Source organism: Alloscardovia venturai (genome assembly GCF_042676605.1).
Classification (GTDB): Bacteria; Actinomycetota; Actinomycetes; order Actinomycetales; family Bifidobacteriaceae; genus Alloscardovia; species Alloscardovia venturai.
Genome location: NZ_JBHTHQ010000011.1, coordinates 1 through 22044 on the forward strand (window position 1 = coordinate 1; position 22044 = coordinate 22044).

General features: G+C 48.3%; 19 protein-coding genes. 13 read left to right on the forward strand and 6 right to left on the reverse strand.

Annotated features, from left to right (window positions below):
• The first annotated feature begins 330 nt into the window (after positions 1–330).
• The 3 genes from ACFQY8_RS01280 to ACFQY8_RS01290 all read left to right on the forward strand — a co-directional run bounded on the left by ACFQY8_RS01280 (position 331) and on the right by ACFQY8_RS01290 (position 5251).
• On the forward strand, positions 331–1458 hold the full coding sequence (locus tag ACFQY8_RS01280) for a thioester-forming surface-anchored protein (protein WP_377937838.1): 1128 nt from the start codon (positions 331–333) through the stop codon (positions 1456–1458).
• A 268-nt stretch (positions 1459–1726) separates the two neighbouring features.
• The gene (locus tag ACFQY8_RS01285) at positions 1727–3715 is read left to right on the forward strand and encodes a Cna B-type domain-containing protein (RefSeq protein WP_377937840.1); all 1989 of its coding nucleotides are present in this window, start codon (positions 1727–1729) and stop codon (positions 3713–3715) included.
• Positions 3716–3883: 168 nt separating this feature from the next.
• Positions 3884–5251 (forward strand): metallophosphoesterase, encoded by a 1368-nt coding sequence (locus ACFQY8_RS01290; protein ID WP_377937842.1) that lies wholly within the window; start codon positions 3884–3886, stop codon positions 5249–5251.
• Between the two features lie 104 nt (positions 5252–5355).
• On the opposite strand, the gene ACFQY8_RS01295 is transcribed toward ACFQY8_RS01290, so the two are convergent.
• Positions 5356–6117: an IclR family transcriptional regulator gene (locus ACFQY8_RS01295; protein ID WP_377937844.1), complete on the reverse strand. Its 762-nt coding sequence runs from the start codon at positions 6115–6117 to the stop codon at positions 5356–5358.
• A 125-nt stretch (positions 6118–6242) separates the two neighbouring features.
• Here ACFQY8_RS01295 and leuC point away from each other — a divergent pair, with 125 nt between their 5' ends.
• The 7 genes from leuC to ACFQY8_RS01330 all read left to right on the forward strand — a co-directional run bounded on the left by leuC (position 6243) and on the right by ACFQY8_RS01330 (position 14262).
• Positions 6243–7661, forward strand: coding sequence for a 3-isopropylmalate dehydratase large subunit (gene leuC / locus ACFQY8_RS01300; protein ID WP_377937846.1), 1419 nt, complete (start codon positions 6243–6245; stop codon positions 7659–7661).
• 26 nt (positions 7662–7687) lie between these two features.
• Entirely contained in the window at positions 7688–8374 is a 687-nt protein-coding gene (gene leuD / locus ACFQY8_RS01305; RefSeq protein WP_377937848.1) for a 3-isopropylmalate dehydratase small subunit, read from the forward strand.
• Between the two features lie 104 nt (positions 8375–8478).
• A complete protein-coding gene (locus tag ACFQY8_RS01310) occupies positions 8479–9633 on the forward strand; it encodes a diguanylate cyclase (protein WP_377937850.1) in 1155 nt (384 codons plus the stop codon).
• A 99-nt stretch (positions 9634–9732) separates the two neighbouring features.
• Complete coding sequence (murA, locus tag ACFQY8_RS01315) at positions 9733–11055, forward strand: UDP-N-acetylglucosamine 1-carboxyvinyltransferase (protein WP_377937852.1); 1323 nt, start codon at positions 9733–9735, stop codon at positions 11053–11055.
• A gap of 18 nt (positions 11056–11073) precedes the next feature.
• Complete coding sequence (locus tag ACFQY8_RS01320; protein WP_377937854.1) at positions 11074–12048, forward strand: lysophospholipid acyltransferase family protein; 975 nt, start codon at positions 11074–11076, stop codon at positions 12046–12048.
• A gap of 2 nt (positions 12049–12050) precedes the next feature.
• Entirely contained in the window at positions 12051–13049 is a 999-nt protein-coding gene (locus tag ACFQY8_RS01325) for an NAD(P)H-dependent glycerol-3-phosphate dehydrogenase (RefSeq protein WP_377937856.1), read from the forward strand.
• Between the two features lie 64 nt (positions 13050–13113).
• On the forward strand, positions 13114–14262 hold the full coding sequence (locus ACFQY8_RS01330) for a D-alanine--D-alanine ligase family protein (RefSeq protein WP_377937857.1): 1149 nt from the start codon (positions 13114–13116) through the stop codon (positions 14260–14262).
• Between the two features lie 62 nt (positions 14263–14324).
• Here ACFQY8_RS01330 and ACFQY8_RS01335 read toward each other — a convergent pair whose 3' ends face one another.
• Positions 14325–15263 (reverse strand): mechanosensitive ion channel family protein, encoded by a 939-nt coding sequence (locus ACFQY8_RS01335; RefSeq protein WP_377937859.1) that lies wholly within the window; start codon positions 15261–15263, stop codon positions 14325–14327.
• Positions 15264–15418: 155 nt separating this feature from the next.
• Here ACFQY8_RS01335 and rpmB point away from each other — a divergent pair, with 155 nt between their 5' ends.
• The 3 genes from rpmB (at position 15419) to rsmD (ending at position 19713) form a co-directional block, all read left to right on the forward strand.
• Positions 15419–15613 (forward strand): 50S ribosomal protein L28, encoded by a 195-nt coding sequence (gene rpmB, locus ACFQY8_RS01340; RefSeq protein ID WP_377937861.1) that lies wholly within the window; start codon positions 15419–15421, stop codon positions 15611–15613.
• Between the two features lie 1169 nt (positions 15614–16782).
• Positions 16783–19089: an ATP-dependent DNA helicase RecG gene (locus tag ACFQY8_RS01345; RefSeq protein WP_377937863.1), complete on the forward strand. Its 2307-nt coding sequence runs from the start codon at positions 16783–16785 to the stop codon at positions 19087–19089.
• 18 nt (positions 19090–19107) lie between these two features.
• Positions 19108–19713, forward strand: a complete 606-nt coding sequence (rsmD, locus tag ACFQY8_RS01350; protein WP_377937865.1) for a 16S rRNA (guanine(966)-N(2))-methyltransferase RsmD — start codon at positions 19108–19110, stop codon at positions 19711–19713.
• A 107-nt stretch (positions 19714–19820) separates the two neighbouring features.
• On the opposite strand, the gene trmD is transcribed toward rsmD, so the two are convergent.
• Genes trmD through rpsP form a run of 4 tightly spaced genes read right to left on the reverse strand, consistent with a single transcriptional unit; the run spans position 19821 to position 21958 of the window.
• Positions 19821–20645: a tRNA (guanosine(37)-N1)-methyltransferase TrmD gene (gene trmD, locus ACFQY8_RS01355; RefSeq protein ID WP_377937867.1), complete on the reverse strand. Its 825-nt coding sequence runs from the start codon at positions 20643–20645 to the stop codon at positions 19821–19823.
• A gap of 32 nt (positions 20646–20677) precedes the next feature.
• A complete protein-coding gene (gene rimM, locus ACFQY8_RS01360) occupies positions 20678–21283 on the reverse strand; it encodes a ribosome maturation factor RimM (RefSeq protein ID WP_377937869.1) in 606 nt (201 codons plus the stop codon).
• Positions 21270–21503, reverse strand: a complete 234-nt coding sequence (locus tag ACFQY8_RS01365; RefSeq protein WP_377937871.1) for an RNA-binding protein — start codon at positions 21501–21503, stop codon at positions 21270–21272. Before ACFQY8_RS01365 ends, rimM begins: the two co-directional genes overlap by 14 nt.
• 2 nt (positions 21504–21505) lie before the next feature.
• On the reverse strand, positions 21506–21958 hold the full coding sequence (gene rpsP / locus ACFQY8_RS01370; RefSeq protein WP_377937873.1) for a 30S ribosomal protein S16: 453 nt from the start codon (positions 21956–21958) through the stop codon (positions 21506–21508).
• Positions 21959–22044 lie beyond the last annotated feature (86 nt).

Here is a 22044-nt window from a genome sequence, read left to right on the forward strand (position 1 = left end):
ATTCCACAAGAGCGAGCACCGACAAGATTTTTATTACTAACTAGCCAGCAACACATTTTGTCCTATAAGCCGGCTTAGCCTCATTGAACACATCATTGAACACAGAGAATTAATGTTCTTTTTCCTGTGGTATACCCTCGTTGGTTGTTTTATGATGCTGGCTGGACTTGTGTGATCATGATGTCGTGGGGGGGGGAGTAGTGTGAGCGCTATGTATGGAAAGAGGGAGGACTGCCTTTGCGATTCTAAATGGATGCGGGCACACTCTTTTCCCCATATTGACCATATTGATTATTTCTTGTTGATTGTGAGAAGTTAAGGGAATATATTATGCGAAAAGCTATGAAGGCAAGTGTCTTCGCTGTGCTCGCGCTCATTTTTACTGTAGCAATGTTTATTGCAAATACAACCACTGCGTTTGCAGCAGAAGGTGATACCACGGTAAAAATTAGTGTCACAGATGACAGTAATCAGCCACTTTCGGGTGCACTTGTAACCGTATCTCATAAAGGTGCTGACGGGTCGACTGTCCAAGATGCTTCATGGACGAGCACAAATCAGCCTCATGAGTTGACTTTGTCCGCGGGTACATATACTGTGAAGCAGACAGCTCCGCAGAGCTACACCGTCAAAGACGCCGAGAAGACTTTTACTATAACTGCACCTATAAGCACTTCTAAGCATGCTACGTTCACTAAGGTCTTTACTGAACCTGGAGTTGGAACATGGCCTGGAACAGCTGCTGCGCATGTTCTTGGTGATCTTGTCGGTGATGACGGCAAAGTCCATACTGTCGTTTATTGCTTCAACAACACGAAGAAGGTTCCAGAAACTGGTCTGGGATATGAGCGTATGCAGGGTAACGAAGATACCTTTGTAAGCCTTGCTCATCCAAATCATAAGAGCGACTTGTATAGTAACGTTTCTCGTGTAATTTGGAACGGCTATCCAAATGATGCGTCCGGTATCAAAGAAAAGTACAACTTGACCAATGATGAGTTTGCAGCTGCAACTCAGTGGGCTATCTGGCATTATACAGATAATACAGATTATCCGGCTTATAGGGATGGCGGTAACTTCGATAACGCATATCTCGATCTTGTAGATTCTAGCAAAGCTGAAGCTGCTCCAGCGAATATGGTTTTAGATATCTATAAAGCTGATAATGATCGTTATCAGAATGCTGTAACAGCGCATTTCTATACGAATCAGTCCATTGAGCTTTCTTTGGCAAACACCAAGTCGGTAACGCCTGTAACTCCAGAGACGCCTAAGCCGCAAACTCCTACTACACCGGTAACCCCAAGCAAGCCAACCACTACGCCTTCTAATCCTTCCAAACCAGCAGTTCAGAGTCTTGCAGCTACTGGTGTAAATGTGGTTGCAGCCGCAATGAGCATGATATCCCTTGCTGGTGTAGCTACAGCTGCAATGGTTGTCTCCCGTCAGCGTGTCTAGGAATATGATCATTTCCTACGATGTGAGCATGATTTTATGTAGTCTGACATGATATTTGTGGTCTTTGCATGATGTTTTTTGTAAGATTGCACATAAAAAATTATAAGTGTGATTAAATCTCATTTTTGTGAGATTGAACGAAAAATATCAGATATAATCGTAAAGACAACAGGTAATGATGCTAGTGGCATGTTTGTCACTAGCATTTATTTTTTGTGAGGCATTATGAGAAGAACAGAGAAAGTCGTTAGGGGGGGGGATTTCTCATATGAAAACCGCTACTGATGCTATTCGTGGCAAAAATTATGTAAGGAAGATAGTCCTCGGTCTTCTAGCATTCGTGAGCTTGGTTGCTTTGGCTGTAAATGTACCTGCAGGTCTTGTACATAGTGCTCATGCGCAGACGGTTGCTGGAATTACGGTGACAGACGCAAGCTTTACGAAGACTGATGAAAATGGTAACCCGTTTAGTGATGAAAATGGCACCACGCTTGATGCTCATTACTATGCAGGCTTCAGCTTCAAATGGAAGGCTGATTTGGATGCCGACATTAAGGCTGGCGATTCTTTCACCATCAATTTGGGTTCAAACTTTACTGCTAAAGAGTCGAAAACCTATGAGATGAAAGATATCAATGGTTACGGCACTATCGGCAACTGCACGGTAGTGACCGGTAGTAATGAAGCAACGTGCACTTTTACCGATGGTTTAACAGCTGCAAAGAATCAGGGGCTTCACTTGGTTAATGGTTCTTTAAGCTATGTTGTGAAAGTCAACGATAGTAGCACAAGCAATACGCATAACATTACCATTAATGGCGAGACTTACTCCGTTCCAACTCCTGGCGGCATCATCGCATGGAATCCTGAACAGCCAACTCCACTGTTTAAGCGTCACGATCCTATGACATCGACTTCTACGAGTGTTCACTGGCAAATCAAGTTTGGTCCATCTGAGATTAAAAGCGGTATGGATGATAGCCATAAGATAAGCACAGATGGGACGGCTGTTTCAACTCTGACGTTCCAAGAGCATTACAAGGCGCCACTGACTGCTCCATCTGTGGTGACCTTGGGATACAACGTTTATGGAACGCTTGAACCGTCTCAGAAGATTGCGGACTCTAATAGCCCAGCTAATGGATTTACTATTACGCTAGATAACGAAAAGCAGCAAATTTCTGTAACTGGTCCATTCCGTAACGACCGCAACTACAACCTCGACTTTGATACGCCTATTACTGGAGGTATGGTAGAAGGTCAGATTTACTACAATTCTGTAAATCTTGTAGGTAACACTGCACAGAATTCTGACTCAGTATACTGGATTCGTAGCGGTAAAGCAGACGTTAATCTTGCACCTGGCTTTGGTACTTTCACTCTCTTCAAGAAGATTGATGGTACCCAGTCTCAGTCTGTAGATGCTTCAAAGAAGTTTAAAGTTACCGTGAAGTATGAGTTGCCTCATGGCAACACTGTAGACACCTATAAAGGTCGTATGAATGGTCAGGATTGGAAGGCACCAGGTACGGTTAATGCTTCCAAGACGGGCGGTACGATTTCGATGGAAGTTTCACAGAGTACTCCGGTACTTGTCGATGAATCATTCCCTATTGATACGAAAATTACTGTGACTGAGAATTCCGATTCCTTGACCTATGATTCTGACAAGGATCTTGCGTGGTCCACGCCAACGTACACTGTTGACTCCAAGAACACGCAGGAAATTACCATTCAGGATCAGCGTAATACTCCGATGACCATTACTAATCATGTGAACAAGGCTGAGAAGACAAGTGTTTCCGTGAAGAAGGTATGGGACGATGAGAACGATCGTGATGGTAAGCGTGCTGACTCCATTAAGGTACAGCTCTACGCAAACAATGAGCCATCCGGTAAAGCCGTAACCTTGAATAGTGATAATGACTGGCAGCATACTTGGTCAAATCTCTTGAAGAAGACAAACGGTACGGGTAACGAAATCACGTACACTGTGAAGGAAGTAAACGTACCTGCTGGCTACACCTCGACCACAAGTGGCGATGCTCAGAATGGTTTTACCATTGTGAACGCTCATACTCCTACCACTCCAGTGCCGACAAAGAAGCCAACCACACCGTCTAAGTCTGCACAAGTTCCAACTACTCAGTCAGGACTTGCACGTACCGGTAGCGACATCGTTACTGTCTTCGGTGCAGTGGTGGCACTCCTTGCAGTTGCTGCAGGTGTGACAGTGCTTCACAAACGTTTGCAGTAAGTTTGATAAGCCAAGTAACATCTAAGCTTCGCCCTCCTGCGTTAGCGTATTCAACGCTCTAGGTGGCAAGGCTTTCGTAAAGAATGTGGTCAGTACATAGTGTGCTGACCACATTTGCGTATTACGACAATATACGCCCCGTATGTGTCCCGCCGTATGCTTGTACACATGACAAGTGTGAATACATCGTCGAACGTAGCGTCGTCCCAAGCGCCGGCTTCGACTTCGGTCTCAGCGCGTTTAGGTCAATTTCAGTTTCATGCATCAGGCAAATTCCGGGTACTTCAACTCAGTGATATTCAAGATGGTCCGAAAGTGAGTGCAGATACGATACGTCTCATAGCTGCCGCGTGCGATGCTGCGCGCCCTGATCTTGTCGTATTCACGGGGAATCAGATTGCTGGGTATGATTCTGCCTATTCATCCACATTCATCAAGCGCACATGGTTGGATCGTCGTCTTGAACCTGCGGCGAGTGATAAGGAAAAGACACGAAGTCTCGTTCGCTCCACGTTGAGTCAGATTCTTAAGCCCATCGTTCAGCGACAAATCCCGTTTGCTGTGACATTTGGCAATCATGACTTTCAATGCGGGCTGTCTTTAGAAGAGCAGATCGAAATTTACCGTGAGTTCCCAGGGTGCCTCAATCCAAGCCCCGGTGCTGCTGAAGGGCAATTACACGGCGATATCAGTAGCGGCAGTACAAGTGGTGATAAAGACACAAGTAATGCGGTTAGTGTAATCGATACAAAAGCTTTCATGCCCGAGCAGATTATCATCAACTCAGGTATGCCTGGCACTTTTACATTACCTGTACGCGATCAGTATAACTCACGCAATCTTGTCGGTTTGACCATTATCAACTCAGGCGATTATGCGCCTGAAGGTGGGTACGCGCAGCTATCACGGAAAACTTTGCAATTTATGAAGCAGTCTGTACGAGACATAGATGTGCGGGCTATGGTTTTTCAGCACATGCCGGTGCATAAGTTCTATGATTTACTTCGTCAAGTTCCTGCTGCTACGGTAAATGCCATTCAAGGGTATCGATCATTTGAATCGCACAGCTATGTGCTCGATGACAATCGCACTTTAGCTGGTTCGTATCTTGGGGAAGGAATCAGCTGCCCCGATAAGGATTCTGGCGAGTTTAAATTCCTCCAAGAAAATAACTACTTCGCACTGTCTGCTGCGCATGATCATCGCAATGGCTTTGCGGGAGTAGTGGATGGAATTTTGCTCGCAGCGACGCCTACAGCAGGCTTTAGCACGTATGGACCGAGCCCTGAAAAGCGCGCAGCGCGACTTTTCGAGTTCGATGTACGCCATCCATATGAGCCACGGACCCAGCTTCTCGAATTCGGTACACTTGTGGGCAAACCGTCAGGAAACAAGGCATATGCGTTGGCAAGTACATATATGCCGAATAATACGGGCGAAGCCATCAATTTGCTCCGCAAGCCAAGAGTTTTTGCAAGCATCGCTACGATTCTTGCGGCTACTGTGTCGTGGTTCACATTTGGACGTAAGAAATAAAAGTAGGGAGAATCAGGTAAATAAAAACGTCCGTTCAGTGCGGACGTTCTAATATATTTAGCATAGAGGGCGGTACTAGTGCTCTGAAGTACGCCTTTTACGCCTTACGAAGCGGCTCGACTCATAGCATCGCTAAGATATTTACCGGCTTTCATAACGAGTGGCGCGTAGTGGCGTCCAGGTGAAATTCCCATGCGGTCTACTGGTCCAGAGATGGAAATTGCTGCTACGACGTGACCGGATGCATTGCGTATTGGCGCAGAAACAGAGCATACGCCCTTTTCGCGTTCGTTTATGGACTCGCTCCAGCCGCGACGACGCACAGCATTCAAAGTCTGTGCAGTAAACTCTGCATGACGAAGGCCTTGATGAAGATGCTCGCTATCTTCCCATGCGAGGAGGATGTGAGCTGCGGAGCCAGCGCGCATAGACAGCATCGCGCCGACCGGAATGGAATCACGCAGACCCGAAGCGCGCTCGACAGAGGCGATACATACGCGCTGGTCACCCTGGCGACGGTAAATCTGAGCGGATTCTCCTGTGCGTTCGAGCAAAGTCTGGAGAATTGGGTCAGCGGACTGGAGCAGACGGTCTTCTCCAGCAACGGTAGCAAGCTCGGCGAAACGTGCACCGACGGTGAAACGTCCCTGCTGGTCGCGGGCGATGAAGCGATGGCGTTCCAAAGCAATGGCAAGGCGGTGTGTCGTCGGGCGTGCAAGCCCTGTCTCACTTACCAGCTGCGCAAGAGAGCATGGACCTTTTTCGAGAGTGTCCAGAATAAGAGCGGCTTTATCAAGCACGCCCACGCCGGACTTAACGAGTTCTGGCTTTACTGTTGTCGTCGTTGCAGTCATCGCTGTAGTCATTACGTAGCTCCTGACTTTGTTCGCATAGTGGAAAGCTATTTGCCACTACGGTATAAAAGTATTATGGCATCTCAGTATATGACATGCAAACGCATCGGCGTGGTCACATCGCGAAAATAGTGATTATGGGTAAAACGATGGCTGAAAAAGTATGGGCAGATCATCTGGTTCGCAAGGGCGAAGATGGAGCTCCAGACCTTATATACATTGACCTCCAACTTATGCATGAGGTGACGTCGCCACAGGCATTTGAAGGCTTGAGACTCGCTGGACGTAAGCTACGCCATACAGAGCTAACCCTTGCCACTGAAGACCATAACACTCCGACTTTTAACATTGACCGTGTATCTCCTGATGAGACGAGCGCAAAGCAGATTTCTACCCTTGAGACGAATTGCAAAGAGTTTGGCGTGCGTCTGCACCCATTAGGCGACGCAGATCAAGGAATTGTGCATGCTATGGGGCCTCAGCTTGGCGTGACTCAACCGGGCATGACCATCGTGTGCGGAGACTCGCATACCTCGACACATGGTGCCTTTGGAGCGCTTGCATTTGGCATCGGGACGTCAGAGGTTGAGCATGTGATGGCGACACAGACATTGAGCTTAAAGCCATTTAAGACCATGGCTATCAATGTCGAAGGAGAACTCGGTCCGGATGTGACTGCGAAAGATCTTATTCTCGCGATTATCGCAAAGATCGGCATCGGCGGTGGACAGGGTTATGTCATGGAGTATCGCGGGGAAGCCATCCGCAAACTCTCTATGGAAGCGCGCATGACTATATGCAACATGTCTATCGAAGGTGGTGCGCGTGCGGGCATGATAGCGCCAGATGAAACTACATTCGAGTATCTTAAAGACAAGCCTCACGCTCCTCGAGGGGAAATGTGGGATAAAGCTGTTGAATACTGGAGATCCATTGTCACAGATGATGATGCAGTGTTTGATAAAGAAGTGACAATTAATGCGTCTGAGCTGTCCCCATTTGTCACGTGGGGCACTAATCCAGGGCAAGGCGTTCCTCTTAATGAGTGCGTGCCATCTCCGGAAGATTTTGAGAGTGAGAGCGACCGTCGTGCAGCGGCATCTGCACTAGAATATATGGGAATTAAAGCAGGCGCTCCTCTGCGCAATATAGCAGTCGACACTGTCTTTATCGGTTCATGCACGAATGGGCGTATTGAGGACTTACGTGCGGCGGCGGCAATTATGAAAGGACGACACAAAGCTCCTTCACTCCATCGTGTACTCGTCGTCCCAGCATCATCGCGTGCGCGTCTTCAAGCAGAAAAAGAAGGCCTCGATAAGATTTTCCTTGACTTCGGTGCCGAATGGCGCAATGCTGGTTGCTCGATGTGCTTAGGCATGAATCAAGACCAAATGGTGGCTCATGAACGTTCAGTTTCTACATCGAACCGCAACTTTGAAGGACGTCAAGGTAAGGGAAGTCGCACACATCTCGCTTCTCCGCTCGTGGCAGCGGCAACGGCGGTGCGTGGTACTATTAGCGCTCCGTCCGATTTGGAACCAGTAGAAGCGTAAAGCACAGAAAGAAAGTCGAGAAAACTATGGAAAAGTTGACTGTTTTTACTGGAACGGGTGTGCCACTTCGCCGTACAGGTGTGGATACCGATCAGATTATCCCTGCAGTATTCTTGAAACGTGTGACACGCTCAGGTTTTGAGGATGCACTCTTCTATGCATGGCGGCGAGACCCGAATTTTGTGCTCAATCAAGAGGCATACAAGAACGGCTCTGTACTCGTCGCTGGACCTGATTTTGGCATTGGCTCATCCCGTGAGCATGCTGTGTGGGCATTGCACGACTATGGATTCCGAGTAGTCATCGCGCCGAAATTCGCGGATATTTTCTATGGAAATACTGCAAAAAATGGCGTGCTTGCTGCGATTATGCCTATGGAATCCATCGAACTGTTATGGAAGATTCTCGAAGAAGAACCAGGTACTCAAGTCACCGTCTCGCTAGAAGACCGTACTGTGACATGTGCGGACGTTACGCTCCCATTTCAGGTAGATGACTACGTGCGTTGGCGTTTGATGAACGGATATGACGACATTGACTTAACGCTTCAGCATGAAGACGATATCGAAGCGTATGAGAAGATGCGCGCGGAGAAGTTCCCCTTCAAGCCGAAGACCATACCGGCGTTAAGTCTTCCTGCTGAGCCTGTGAAATCTGCTCCTGAAGTAGATAGCCAGTGGGAAGGCCCTCTATCAGACAGGCAGACTAGGTAGGTCGGAGGTAGACAAGTTAGGCATATCGCTCGATAGATAAAATCTTGTGGTGCGCTCTACACTTACACTGGAGTAAGAGTTTTAAAGAATTTTCTTAAAGGAGAATGATGAGCGCACCCTTTTATGATGTGAACCTCAGCTATGAGGATAACTACGAACGTGGTCCCTTTGGTGATTTTGCTCATATAGATGCTCATAGCGAGGAGCAAGCTGAAGGAAGTGAAATACATCCTACCTTTAACTTCTTCGGCTATGCGCTCAATTCGCCTTTTGGTATCCCAGCTGGACCATTACTCAACGAACATTTCACGACGGCTGCGTTGCGTTCAGGTTTTGATATCGCGACATACAAAACTGTGCGTTCGCGTGCATGGGGATGCAACCCATTTCCTAATGTTTTGTCCGTCCACCCTACGACAGTTGATGGCACACTCACTCCTGACTCCCCGCAAACGCAAGAAGGTCTGCTCGCTGACACAGACTTTGGTGTGCCGGGGAAAATTTCTATTTCCAATTCTTTTGGCGTCCCTAGCCAGGATCCTGACGTATGGCAGCCAGATATGAAGAAAGCGATTGAGCGCGCTCGAGAAAGGCGCGGCCAATTTCTCCTCGCAAGTTTCCAAGGCTCGCGTACCTCTGATATGTCAGAAGAACAGTACATTGCTGACCACGTGACAACTGCGAGACTTGCCGTAGAGACAGGCGCAAAAGTTCTCGAGATGAATACGAGTTGCCCGAATGAAGGCAAAGGGCGGCTGCTATGCCACAATCCTGAGTTAGTGGGTCGTATCACTGAGGCTGTGAAGAATGAAATAGGCGATATTCCGCTGATTATCAAGCTCGCATTTATGCATGACGATGATGCTGTGCGTATCATGATGGAAAATACCGTACTTCATCAGACGGTACAAGGTTTTTCCACGATTAACACAATTTCTTCCAAACTTGTGGATGCCCATGGAAATCAAGCTCTTCCAGGCGTCGGGCGGGAAACTTCTGGCGTATGTGGAGCGGCTATCAAGCCAGCTGGGCTTGAAATGGTCGAACGTGTTATCCGCGTTCAGCATCGCTTGGGAATTAATGATAGTCGTTTCGGCGTCATTGGCGTGGGCGGCGTGACAAGTGTCACAGATTATAAGCAGTACCGTGCATTAGGTGCGATTGCTGTGATGAGTGCTACGAGCGCTATGTGGAATGCTGGGCTTGGTACACAAGTACGGGCAGCAGAGCACGATATGATGCTCGAACATATCTCGTAAACTTGGCGTGAACTATGCGCCGAGAGTAACTTCACATCACATGCACAATAATTATGCGACACTAGTATAAGAAATTTAGGTGTAAGAGAAGGTTTATCCATGACTCGTGAAGATGACGTATTACATGTAGTGGGCGGCAAACCATTAGGTGGTGAAATTAAAGTTCGTGGTGCAAAAAACCTCGTCTCTAAGGCGATGGTTGCAGCTTTGCTTGCGCCAGGAACATCTGTGCTCAAGAACGTCCCAGAGATTCGTGATGTTCAGGTCGTGTCTGATTTGCTTCGTTTACATGGCGTGAGTGTAGATGTTAACGGGCAAACTGGCGTAGTCACCATGGATGCAAGTAGGGTCGAGATGCCTGCTGTATCTGACGTAGAAACGCTGTCGGGATCTTCTCGCATTCCTATTCTTTTTTCGGGGCCGCTGTTGCATCGTTTGGGAGAAGCATTCATCCCAACCTTAGGTGGGTGCCGTATCGGCGACCGTCCGATTGACTACCATTTAGAGACCTTACGCAAACTCGGTGCCGTAGTGGATAAGGAGCACGAGGATGGCATTCATATCACTGCCCCAGACGGTTTGCGCGGTACGAAGATTCATCTGCCGTATCCGTCCGTGGGAGCTACGGAGCAGACATTGCTCGCGGCAGTTCTCGCTGAGGGAAAGACGGAACTTTCCGGTGCTGCTATCGAGCCCGAAATCATGGATTTAATTGCTATCTTGCAAAAGATGGGCGCTATCATCTCCGTTGACGTCGACCGTACTATTCGCGTAGAAGGCGTCACGGAATTGAAGGGATACACTCACACTGCACTGACTGACCGTATCGAAGCTGCGTCGTGGGCGGCAGCAGCGCTCGCGACTCATGGGGATATCTTCGTCAAGGGTGCTACTCAACCGGAGATGATGACTTTCTTGAATGTGTATCGCAAGATTGGCGGCGAATTTGACGTGACCGATCGGGGTATCCGTTTCTGGCATCCAGGTGGCGATTTGAAACCTGTTGCGATTGAAACTGATGTTCACCCCGGCTTTATGACGGACTGGCAGCAGCCTCTCGTCGTCGCATTGACTCAGGCCAAGGGACTTTCTATTGTGCATGAGACCGTATATGAAAACCGCTTCGGCTTTACTGAGCCTCTTGTCAAGATGGGGGCGACCATTCAGCTCTACCGCGAGTGCCTAGGATCGCTGCCTTGTCGTTTTGAGCAGAAGAACTTCGAGCATTCTGCAGTTATCTTTGGTCAAACTCCTCTTGAAGGGCGAGACATTGACGTGCCGGATTTGCGTGGAGGATTCTCTCACTTGATTGCAGCGCTGACTGCACAAGGTGAATCGAACGTACGCGGTATCTCCCTTATTGACCGTGGATATGCGGACTTCAGAGGTAAGCTTCAAGCGTTGGGTGCTCACTTCGATTAAAAACGTATAATAGAGCCTATGGTATCTCGCGGAAAACCAAGTCCAGGAAAATCTGTGCCCAAGCTGAGCACAGCACAAGTAAGAAAACTGGCAGAAAAGCATCATTTTTCCGACCCATTTGCATATCTTCCTACGGGTGTCCCTCGTCAGAATAATGAAGAAGAAATAGCGGCGCAAAATCCACAGCAAGCGCGCCGCTTGCTCGACTTTATCTCATGGGTGGCGCGTACACGTATGAAGGCATACTCGTGGGGGCTTGAGAATGTCCCAGAAAAAGGTGTCTTTATCACTGCGGCAACTCACGTGACACAATTTGATGTGTTCGTCCCAATGTGTGGGCTCTTCCACCAAGGTCGCCGTCCGCGCTACATGGCGAAGGCTGAGATGGCCAAGTGGCCTATTATTGGTAACTGGTTTAAGACCGTGGGCATGCAACCAGTACCGCGCCGAAGCGGCAAAGCACAGGCTATCATCGACGAATCAGTGCGCATTATGGTTGAAGATCATCGACCGCTTACTATTTGGCCTGAAGGTACCGTGACTCGTGACCCTGATAAATGGCCTATGAGCTTGAAGCCGGGTATGGCGATTATCGCTCTGGAAACGTCACGCAAACTTGGCTACATGGTACCGCTTTTCGTCTCCGTCACGTGGGGAGCGGCAAGTATCAATCATTTCTTCCCGTGGCCTCGTAAGAATGTCGTTATGGCGTATGACACAGCACTTGATTACTCTGATTTGCTTGAGGGCATGGAAAATTGGGGTGAGTATGGCGCACCTCAAGATGCTATTGATGAGCTCACGGAACGTGTGGCTGACCGTATGGAAACTTTGATGGAAGAAATTCGCGGGGAAGAAAGACCGGCATGGGGTCGATGGAATTTCCGCTCGATGAGTCGCAAGCCTCGTCTCTCCCGTGTATCTCGGACTCAAGAAACTCGAGACGCCCATATTTCCTCTATAGATAGAGATGAGAGTGAGGACAAGGAGTAAACATGACACATATAACCGTTCTTGGTGCAGGTGCATGGGGCACGGCGTTTGGTCAAGTCCTCGCAGATGCGGGCAACGACGTTATGATGTGGGCACGTGAGCCTGAAATCGTGGAAGCTATCAATAATGAGCAACGCAATCCCGTGCGGCTTCCTGTAGTAGAGAAGCTTCCTGAAAATATGCGTGCTACGGGAAACCGTGAAGAAGCTGTACGAGATGCAGATATTGTTGTGGTGGCTATTGCAGCGCAGTTTGCGCGTATGGCTCTCGAAGAGTTCAAGCCATTTATACCTAGTAATGCCCTCGTCGTGTCTCTCATGAAGGGTATCGAACGATCGTCAGATAAGCGTATGGATGAGGTCGTTACTGAGGCGCTCGACTTACCTATGAACCGTTTCGTAGCAGTATCCGGACCGAACTTATCTAAGGAAGTCGCTCAGCGCATGCCCGCAGCAGCTGTAGCGGCATCGGTGAATCGCGAGGCGGCCGAAAAGGTAGCACAAGCTGCGACGAATGATTATTTCAAGATATTTGTCACGGACGATGTCGTAGGCATCGAAATGTGCGGGTCGCTTAAGAACGTGACTGCGCTCGCAGTAGGCATGGCGCGCGGGGCAGGATATGGCGAAAATACAGCAGCAATGATTGAAACTCGAGGTCTTGCAGAGCTCACAGCACTCGGCGAAGCACTTGGTGCAAATCCGCGGACTTTCTTCGGACTCGCAGGTGTCGGCGATTTGATAGCGACGTGTGGCTCACCATTAAGTCGTAACTTTACTTTTGGCTCCAATCTTGGCAGAGGTATGAGCGTGGAGGAAGCTACTGCTGCTTCAAATGGCGTAGCAGAGGGTGTGCCAACAACGGCAGCTGTCGTAGCATTAGGTGAACAACTTGGTGTGCCTACACCGCTTGCATGCGCTATGAACAACGTGCTGGAACATGGCATCTCTTGTGCTGACATGCTCGGTCAATTATTTGCTGATGGGGCTCTCGAGGAGTAATAAATAGCGCTAATGCAGTGAGCAAGTTACGTGCTGTTTGGCGAGTGAAATTGAGGAAAGAACAATGGTAGATAAGAAAAATATTCTCGTGCTCTTCGGCGGCAAGGCTGACGAACATTCCATTTCGTGCATTTCTGCTTCTGGTGTGCTTAATGCAATGGATACAGAGAAATTTAATCCTATTCCAGTGGGCATTACGAAGGAAGGTCAATGGGTGCTGGGTGGAGAGGATCCGCGCGTGTGGTCGCTCGATGCGGCTAAAAAATCGGGGAAGATGCCAGAAGTCAAGCCAACTGAGAACTCTCTTGGTGTTATCCTTGACCCATCCTCAGAAGGTAACGGTTTCTTGACCGTTGATGTGAATGGCATGATGAAGTCCATCGGCCACATTGACGCGGTGTTCCCTGTGCTTCATGGTCCGTATGGTGAAGATGGCACGGTGCAAGGGCTCTTAGAAATGATGAATGTACCGTACGTAGGGTGCGGTGTGCTTGCCTCTGCAGCATGCATGGATAAGCATTATACAAAGGAGATTCTTCGTGAAGCAGGTATCCCAGTAGCCCAAGGCTTTACGATTGATGCTCGTCATGAGGAGCAAACTAATGGTGTGTGGCTGCTGAAGCGTGTGCAGGATGAAGGGCTTGAATACCCTCTGTATGTTAAGCCTTCGCGTGCTGGGTCATCCTATGGTGTGACTCGCATTGATCGCGCTGACAGTAATCAGCAGCAATGTGTAGCTCTTGAAGCCGCTGTACGCGAAGCAAGTGAACATGATTGGCGCATTCTCATCGAGCAAGGTGTCAACGGTCACGAGATTGAGTGTGCAGTGCTTGCACCTCGCTCGGGAGAACTGCCGCGCACATCGCTTCCTGGGGAAATTGTGATTGATGCGCATAACACCACAGATTTTTATGATTTCGATTCCAAATATATGGATGATCAGGCATCCCATGTGGAAGTTCCAGCGGCTCTTCCTGAAGAAATTTTGAAGAAAGTCCAAGATGTAGCGGCGCGGGCATTTACCGCAGTGGACGGTGCAGGACTGTCCCGTGTGGATACTTTTGTCACACCTGAAGGCGAAGTATTGGTCAACGAAATCAATACAATGCCTGGATTTACGCCGATTTCCATGTACTCTCAGGCGTGGGAAGCAACGGGTCTATCTTATGGCGACCTCATTACGGAGCTTATCGAGGGTGTCTTAGCAGAGTAAGCGCGGGTTGTTGAGCCCCGCGTGGGTCCCTTCTCTATCTCACAAGAGAAGGGACCAATAGTTTAGGCAAGGTTGTCATGACGATGAGATGATGAATTCTCTTTCAGCGGAGTCGGAGAGAGAATTTTTGTCTCTACTAAATCTGGAGGAGTAGCCAAATCATCGTGAAGATGAGACAAAGGTGAGGTCACGGCTGTGTGAGCGAAATTTTTGCTAGAGTCGGCTTCATAATGCATCTGTGCCATGTATGGTTTCCCCGCGAGCGCGCGTGCTGCGGCATCATGGATTGCAGCATATGCGATGCCATCTTTTGCGTAGAGGATGACTTCTGCATCAATGCCGTAAGCGCTGAAATTAGTGAGGCGCACGGTTGGAGTGGTTCCCTTAAGCGCTAAATTTCGAGTGGAGTAAGAGACAGTAGTAACGATATCTTCGAAGGTACTCTTCACGTCGATGTCGCTACGTAAGAGAATATGAAGTGTTGTAAATGCTTCATTCGCGCGGGGAAGGCGTTCCAATGCAGATGTATTGAGCACGGAATTAGGTATGACAAGATGGGAGCCGCTACGCTCCACAAGCACTGTGTGGCGCCATGTCACGTCCTGTACGCGACCGGTAATGCCGTTGATAGTGATGCGATCTCCTGGCTTGATGACCTTGCTAGCCATGAGTCCAAATCCTCCAAGAAAGTTGGAAATGGTGTCCTGCAAGCCGAGAGACACTGCCAAACCACCAATGCCCAATGCTGTGACAAGTGAGGTGGCTTCAATCCCGAAGACTGGTTTAAGAACGATGACTATACCAATAACCCAAATGAGCACGCGTATCACATTGATAAAGAGAGAGGCGCTAGGAATCGGTGCGCGGTCGAGTATAGTGTGCATCAATTTCGCCACAAAATGTGAGAGAAGCCATGTGATGACGAATGCGATGAGGAGGAACACTATACGGTCCACGCGACTGTTAATCCAAGAAGTCAGCGAGCTAAAAATTTCAGTCATGTGTTCAGGTTTAGCATAAATGCCGTAGACCTTGCAAAGGTCATGACTTTCATATATCATTGAGAAGTTGTGTGCGCTAGGGTATTAATACTGCGCTAGTTGCACGGAAGATGTGAGTTTAGACGTACGTTTAAATGTAAGCAGAGGAGTCCATCATGGCAGCTCGTTGCGCAGTATGCGGTAAGGGTCCACAGGCCGGTTATAGCGTATCGCATTCGCATATTCGTAATAAGCGTCGTTTCCTGCCAAACCTCCAGGCTGTGCGTACTACCGTTGACGGCGAGACTGTTCGCCTCCGCGTGTGCACCTCTTGCCTTAAGGCTGGTAAGGTTCAGCGTCGCGTGGCATAGTTTTTGTCACCTAAGAGCCCCAGGAGAAATCCTGGGGTTTTGTTTTTCTTCGGTGGCCTTCTGGGCGGTAAGCTGTAAGTCTAAGTCCATAAGTCACTTGGAAAACAATAAGCCCAAGCTCACTGATGAGCTCATAATTTCATGGGCGGCTTTCTCCCCAATAATAAACGGTTTTAAATGCTGAGTCTTGCCTCTTTTCTGAAGTTTTGTGCATGTTGGAACATTTGAGAGCGGGTTGAGACGTGAAAGTTGCTAATTTTACGTCCCAACGTGCAAAAAATTGAGAAAAGTCTCCACAATTGAGCAGACAAAAGCAGAATTTAGACTAATTCGGAGGGACAGCCGTATATTTTGTCGATGTATCTGACCGATTTAAATCTATTTTGTGCAAGATGATACAGAATGAGACCTTATATGAAGAAGTTCAGCTTATATTCTGTTTCAACCTGCACAAAAGTTGATTTAAAGACTGCTTTCGCTGCACCCTAGCGGGCTCAAACACACTTATCCCGCGCGCTGTACTCTCTATGTCCTTCGTACTACATGTAGCTACTACATTATTAAGTCCATGATTCTGCAGAATCTGCAGAATTAGCGCCAGTATCTCTTGCGCTGTAAATAAGCCCGCGAGCAAGAACTTCTACGCCGAACGTTGAACACAGATTAAGGATAGCGTCGTAAGAGCGGAGAAAAAATCTAACGCAGAACTAGATGGCACGCATGCTTCATGTATTTCGCCAATCTGTATTAAATCAGGAAACAACAAAACCTCACCCGATTCTAGGCTTATCGCCCTAATGCCCTAGGTTTCCTAGGTTTTCTCTCTTAGCGTAGATGAACTCATCCTTGGAGGAGATAGCATGAATAACATGGCTGAGAAGCTTATCAGCGACGGAAGGAGATATAGGAAGGAAACACGGAAAGGAAACACGGAGCGCCAAATTCAATATAGTCTCGACTATTATTAGCGCTACTTTATTGTGTATTGGATTACTCTGTTTCATGGTAAAAAGTTTTGTTCCTGAGTATGTAGATACGTAGGGTGTGCTTCATGAAGAAGTTCTTTGATTCCTGTGGGATTCCCTTTTATTGCGGCAGGATTCATAGAGCTCACTGTTATAGTAGGGGTTAAAGTAAGCAGCAGAAAGAGATAGTGAAAGGAGCGCACAATGGTGAGTCTAGAAAGTGCAGTATCGTCAGTGCTAACGAATAAACGACGTATCAGTGCGCTCAAAAAGCTTGGTATCACTTCTCTCGGTGATGCATTGACCTACTATCCATTTCGTATGACTGAACGTGTATCTGTTTTAACGATAGACGATATTAAAGTAGGGGTAGCCTCTGTCATTGCTGGAGTAGTATCGGGCGTTCGGGTATCTTCTATGGCGGCTCGTCGTGGATACCGCATTGAAGTTACCCTTCGCGATGATTCTCGTGCTGTAGCGCGATTGGTATATTTCACATATAAGAAGTATTACGTGAGCTATCTGACGAATCGTCTGCATGAAGGTATTCGTGTGGCTGTGCAGGGGACACCTTCTGAATACAGTGGTTATATTCAATTTACTCATCCTCGCACTTGTGTAGTTCGCGATGATTCAGGTAGAGGCGATGCCGATACGCTTGAGGAAGCTCTCGACAGATTGAGTCGACCTCGTCCGGTGTACCATGCGAATTCCTTAATTTCTTCAGAACACATTCACGATACGATTATTTCCTTTATGGAAGCGCTCACAGGGAAAGTTCCAGGTGCATCTACAGCTGAAGATGAGAGTGCAGTGAGCGAAACTATCATCAATATTTCTCAGCTTGCCACAGTAGTGCCTGACATTATTCCTGAGAGCGTGCGAGTAGCGCGTGGACTTATGCATAGGGCAGAGGCGTTCGTAGCGGTTCATTTGCCGAAGGAGACTGACGATTTTCTTCGAGGGATAGCTACTTTGCGGTATGAGGAAGCACTCATTTCTCAAATGGCTATGGTCCAGGCTCGTGAGGAGAATGCTACAGCACACGCATATAAGTGCGTGGATGAGTCTGGGATGGTAGAAAAACTCATTAAATCACTACCTTTTGTTCTCACTGGTGGACAGCAGAATGTCATTAAAGAAATTACCCGAGATATGACTTCTGGCAAACCTATGAGCCGATTGCTGCAAGGCGAAGTGGGGTCTGGTAAGACGTTAGTGGCATTGACTGCTCTTCTGCAAGCCGTCGGTGCGGGGAGACAAGCGGTCATTGTGGCTCCGACGCAGGTATTGGCGCAGCAGCATGTCTCGTCGATTTCTCGCATGCTTGCGCAGGCAGGTTTGGGCGAGATTCCCGTGGTTCTTCTCCAAAGTGGTATGAAATTAGCAGAGCGCAGGCGTGCACTTGCCATCCCTGCATCGGGCGTTCCCTGCATTGTGGTGGCTACGCATGCTGCGTTCTCTAAATCTTTTCAAGCTCCTCACTTGGCTCTTGCTGTCATAGACGAGCAGCACCGTTTTGGGGTGGAGCAACGAGAAGTCTTGCGTTCGCAAGTCAATGACGATGGCATGGTACCTCACATGCTTGTGATGACGGCAACTCCTATTCCTCGCTCTGCTGCCATGACATGGTTTGGTAACCTTGATATTTCGTGGCTGACGGAGCTACCGGGAGGACGAAAACCTATTAACACCATCGTGGTGCCAGAATCTGATGTTTCTACGATGCAGAAGATGTTTATCCACGCTCGTCGGCGTATTGAAGCAGGAGAACGTATTTATGTGGTCTGCCCTCGCATTGATGGGGATGAGGGTTCCATAGACGAAAGTATGGAGAGTTTCAATGATGCACTCTATGACCTTGAAACCGGTGAAATACTTGAAAACACACAGAAGAATTCATTGCACTCTGTGTCGGAAATAGCTACTCGTCTCGGTTCTATGCATCAGTTTGAGGGTATTAAGATTGCTACGCTGACCGGTCGCGATGACGATGAGACGAAGAATGAAGTTATGGAGGAGTTCTCCTCTGGACGTGCTCCGGTGCTTGTGTCTACTACAGTTATCGAAGTAGGGGTGGATGTACCGCAAGCGAGTTGCATTATTATATTCAATGCAGATCATTTTGGTTTGTCTCAGCTTCATCAGTTGCGTGGGCGAGTGGGTCGCGGTGGCACACACTCGTGGGCTTTTCTCGTTCATACTGCAGAACCTGGCTCCGTTGCTGCTACAAGGCTTGATGTGATTAAAAATTCACTCGATGGAGCTACTATTGCGCAGGCTGATCTGGAGCTGCGTGGTGCTGGCGATGTGCTTGGCGACTCGCAGTCTGGTTTGGCTTCATCATTTAAGCTGCTGCGTGTAGTCCAAGATGCCGATGTGATTGTGGATGCGCGTGAAGATGCTGAGGCTTTGTATAAAGCGAATCCTACTTTGGATAGCCAAGTGCAACTCGCCGGTGCTGTGCTGGACTTTACTCAGGCAACTGCTGAGTACTTAAAGAGCTCGTGATTGTGTTAGGTTAGCAGTATGCACATTATTGCCGGACGATTCAAGGGACAAGAGATTAAGTCTCCAAAAAATGGCGAGACAACGCGACCTACTACGGATCGCGCTAAAGAAGCTATATTCTCGCATTTGGAGGCAATCGGTGTACTTTCCAATGCTCGTGTAGCTGATGTGTATGCGGGGACGGGAGCTTTGGGCTTTGAAGCACTCAGTCGAGGTGCATGCTCGGCCACCTTCGTTGAGGCGAATGCACAAATTGCCAAGCTTATTGCTCTCACTGCTCAGGGACTCAAAGGTCCAGATGCAAAGAATGTGCGCGTGCGCATAGTTCGCACGAAAGCAGAAATATTTTCTGCGCGGATTACTTCGTCACATATGAAGCAGTTCGATGTGATTTTCATAGATCCGCCGTATGCAGTGTCGACAGATACGGTCAATGAGCAGACTGCTCAGCTTGGTGGCGTGCTGAGCGATGACGGCGTGATGATGGTTGAGCGCTCTATTCGTACACCGGAAATTACTGCTCCTTGGGGATTTGAGACTTACTTACGCAAAGACTATGGTGAGACGGCCGTGTTTTACTTGCGAAAAATTATTGAGCCGGTGGTTTCTCGCGATGTACTTTAGGGAGTAGGAGTATCAGATAAGTTCATCGAAAGAAACAAGGAAGCATATTTATAAAGTCAACAAATGACAGTAATAGTTGTTGGCTATGTCCAACGACAAGTACTGGTTTAGTGCTTTGGATGCTCACCGCTGACATCCCAGCCAAGCTCTACAAGGAGCTTACGGTCTTTTTTATCAAGCATGCGACATCCTAGCTTTTCAATGATATCGGGACGAATGTCGCTTGTACGACGAAGCTCTTCATCACGACGGAAACGGTCTATGTTTGCGTGATGTCCAGAGAGGAGAATTTCCGGCACATCCATACCACGCCAAGAGGTAGGTTTAGTGTATTGACGGTGTTCTAGTAGCCCTTCTGAGCCTGTATAGGATTCCTTTACGATGGAGTCGCGGTTTCCCATAAAACCATCAATAAGGCGTGTGGTGGCCTCCACCATGACAGAGACCGCGACCTCGCCACCGTTCAAAACGTAATCTCCGATAGAATACTCGCGTACATCAAAGCCTTGCGCCTTATAGTAAGCGGGTATGCGACCATCGTAACCTTCGTATCGTCCGCAGCCAAAGATGAGATGATCTGTATAGCTGAGCTCAGTCGCATCTGCTTGCGTAAACGTTGGTGCAGAAGGATTAGGAAATACTAGGGTAGTATGTGAATTTTCACCTATGTGAGGATCGGCATCGCTGATGTCCTCTAGTGGTGGAATATCTAGTAGGTCGTCGAGGCAATTTGCCCACACTTCAGGCTTCATCACCATGCCGGCACCACCGCCGACAGGAGTATCGTCGACGCTGTGATGCACATCGTGAGTCCAGTCGCGCAAATTATGAACATTAAATGTGAGAAGCCCCTTGTCTTGAGCTTTGCCAAGCAAGCTGAGATTAAACACATCAAAGTATTCTGGAAACACAGAAATAATGTCAATGAGCACGTGAAAATCCTTAAGAATAGACGACTACAAATCTACAAATCAAGCAAGCCGGCAGGAGGATCAATTAAAATGTAATCTTCGTCAACGTCTACGATAGGCACAATCTGCTCAACAAATGGAATAAGTGATTTCTTCCCGCTCTCTAGCCTGATTTCGAGCAAGTCCTGAGCAGTGTTGTTAAAAACGCCTGAAACACGGCCGATAGGATGGGCGTCGACACCGTCATAATCCGCTTTACGTGCAGCCTCAGAATCGTCTACAAGCAATACTTCTAAATCGACAAGGTCATCGAGGAACCATGCATCTTCTTCATCGGAATTGCTAGCGTGAGAGGTTTCAGTGGGCTCATCTTTTGGAATGAACAAGTCCAACCCGTTGAGTGCCTCTGAATCGTTGCGGTCATTGATAGCGTCAAACAAGACAATCCATCGATTCTTAAAATTACGACTCCGCTTTACTGTGTACTCACGACCATCTTTGGTAACGAGTACGGTACCTGGAGCGAAACGACGCGCAGGGTCATCAGTAAAGATACGAACGTTAACTTCGCCCTTCAGCCCCTGCGCACGTCCAATACGACAAACCCTCAACAGTTTGCGCTGTTGAGGGTTTGTATGCGTAGAATCAGCGGCGCGCATCGATGACATCAACTCGAACGTTGTGGTCGGATATAGCCTGCACCACGGTGCGTATAGCGGATGCTGTACGACCTTGGCGACCAATAACTCGACCGATGTCTTCAGGATTGACTCGAACGCGAATGTGCTCGCCTCGAGCGCTATCGTGGGACTTCACCGAAACATCGTCAGGAAAATCTACGATGTTCTTAATCAAGTACGCTACAGCTTCAGTCAACATTTTTACTCAGCCTCTGCCTCAGCTGGAGCCTCAGTTTCTTCCTCAGCCTTTGCTGCGGCTTCTGCTTCAGCCTTAGCCTTTGCGGCAGCTTCGGACTTTGCAGCCTTGAGCTTCTGAGCTGCATTGTCAGCAGCCTCAATGCGTGCAGCTGCATCTGGACCGTCTTCAGCAGTGCGCAAAGTGCCTTCAGCGCCTGGCAAGCCCTTGAACTTCTGCCAGTCGCCGGTGATCTTGAGCAAATTGAACACTGGCTCAGAAGGCTGTGCGCCTACACCTAACCAGTACTGAGCGCGCTCAGAATCAATCTTGATGAGGGAAGGCTGCTGATTTGGATCGTAAAGACCAATCTCTTCAATGACCTTACCGTCGCGCTTAGTGCGGGAATCTGCTACGACCACACGGTAAATTGCGTGGAACTTCTTACCGAAACGCTTCAAACGAATCTTAGTTGCCAAGATGGCTCTCCTTGTATCTTTAGGGTGTCTACCGTGTCATCCATGTGGGGCATGAAATCGTTGGTAAACGTGTAACCCCGCGAACG

Coding starts and splice junctions, on each gene's coding strand:
- ACFQY8_RS01320 (WP_377937854.1), top strand. CDS start 11,074: ATGGTATCTCGCGGAAAACCAAGTCCAGGAAAATCTGTGCCCAAGCTG.
- ACFQY8_RS01345 (WP_377937863.1), top strand. CDS start 16,783: ATGGTGAGTCTAGAAAGTGCAGTATCGTCAGTGCTAACGAATAAACGA.
- rsmD (WP_377937865.1), top strand. CDS start 19,108: ATGCACATTATTGCCGGACGATTCAAGGGACAAGAGATTAAGTCTCCA.
- ACFQY8_RS01335 (WP_377937859.1), bottom strand. CDS start 15,263: ATGACTGAAATTTTTAGCTCGCTGACTTCTTGGATTAACAGTCGCGTG.
- murA (WP_377937852.1), top strand. CDS start 9,733: ATGACTCGTGAAGATGACGTATTACATGTAGTGGGCGGCAAACCATTA.
- ACFQY8_RS01290 (WP_377937842.1), top strand. CDS start 3,884: ATGACAAGTGTGAATACATCGTCGAACGTAGCGTCGTCCCAAGCGCCG.
- ACFQY8_RS01365 (WP_377937871.1), bottom strand. CDS start 21,503: ATGTTGACTGAAGCTGTAGCGTACTTGATTAAGAACATCGTAGATTTT.
- rimM (WP_377937869.1), bottom strand. CDS start 21,283: ATGCGCGCCGCTGATTCTACGCATACAAACCCTCAACAGCGCAAACTG.
- ACFQY8_RS01310 (WP_377937850.1), top strand. CDS start 8,479: ATGATGAGCGCACCCTTTTATGATGTGAACCTCAGCTATGAGGATAAC.
- ACFQY8_RS01285 (WP_377937840.1), top strand. CDS start 1,727: ATGAAAACCGCTACTGATGCTATTCGTGGCAAAAATTATGTAAGGAAG.
- ACFQY8_RS01280 (WP_377937838.1), top strand. CDS start 331: ATGCGAAAAGCTATGAAGGCAAGTGTCTTCGCTGTGCTCGCGCTCATT.
- ACFQY8_RS01330 (WP_377937857.1), top strand. CDS start 13,114: ATGGTAGATAAGAAAAATATTCTCGTGCTCTTCGGCGGCAAGGCTGAC.
- leuC (WP_377937846.1), top strand. CDS start 6,243: ATGGGTAAAACGATGGCTGAAAAAGTATGGGCAGATCATCTGGTTCGC.
- rpmB (WP_377937861.1), top strand. CDS start 15,419: ATGGCAGCTCGTTGCGCAGTATGCGGTAAGGGTCCACAGGCCGGTTAT.
- leuD (WP_377937848.1), top strand. CDS start 7,688: ATGGAAAAGTTGACTGTTTTTACTGGAACGGGTGTGCCACTTCGCCGT.
- ACFQY8_RS01295 (WP_377937844.1), bottom strand. CDS start 6,117: ATGACTACAGCGATGACTGCAACGACGACAACAGTAAAGCCAGAACTC.
- ACFQY8_RS01325 (WP_377937856.1), top strand. CDS start 12,051: ATGACACATATAACCGTTCTTGGTGCAGGTGCATGGGGCACGGCGTTT.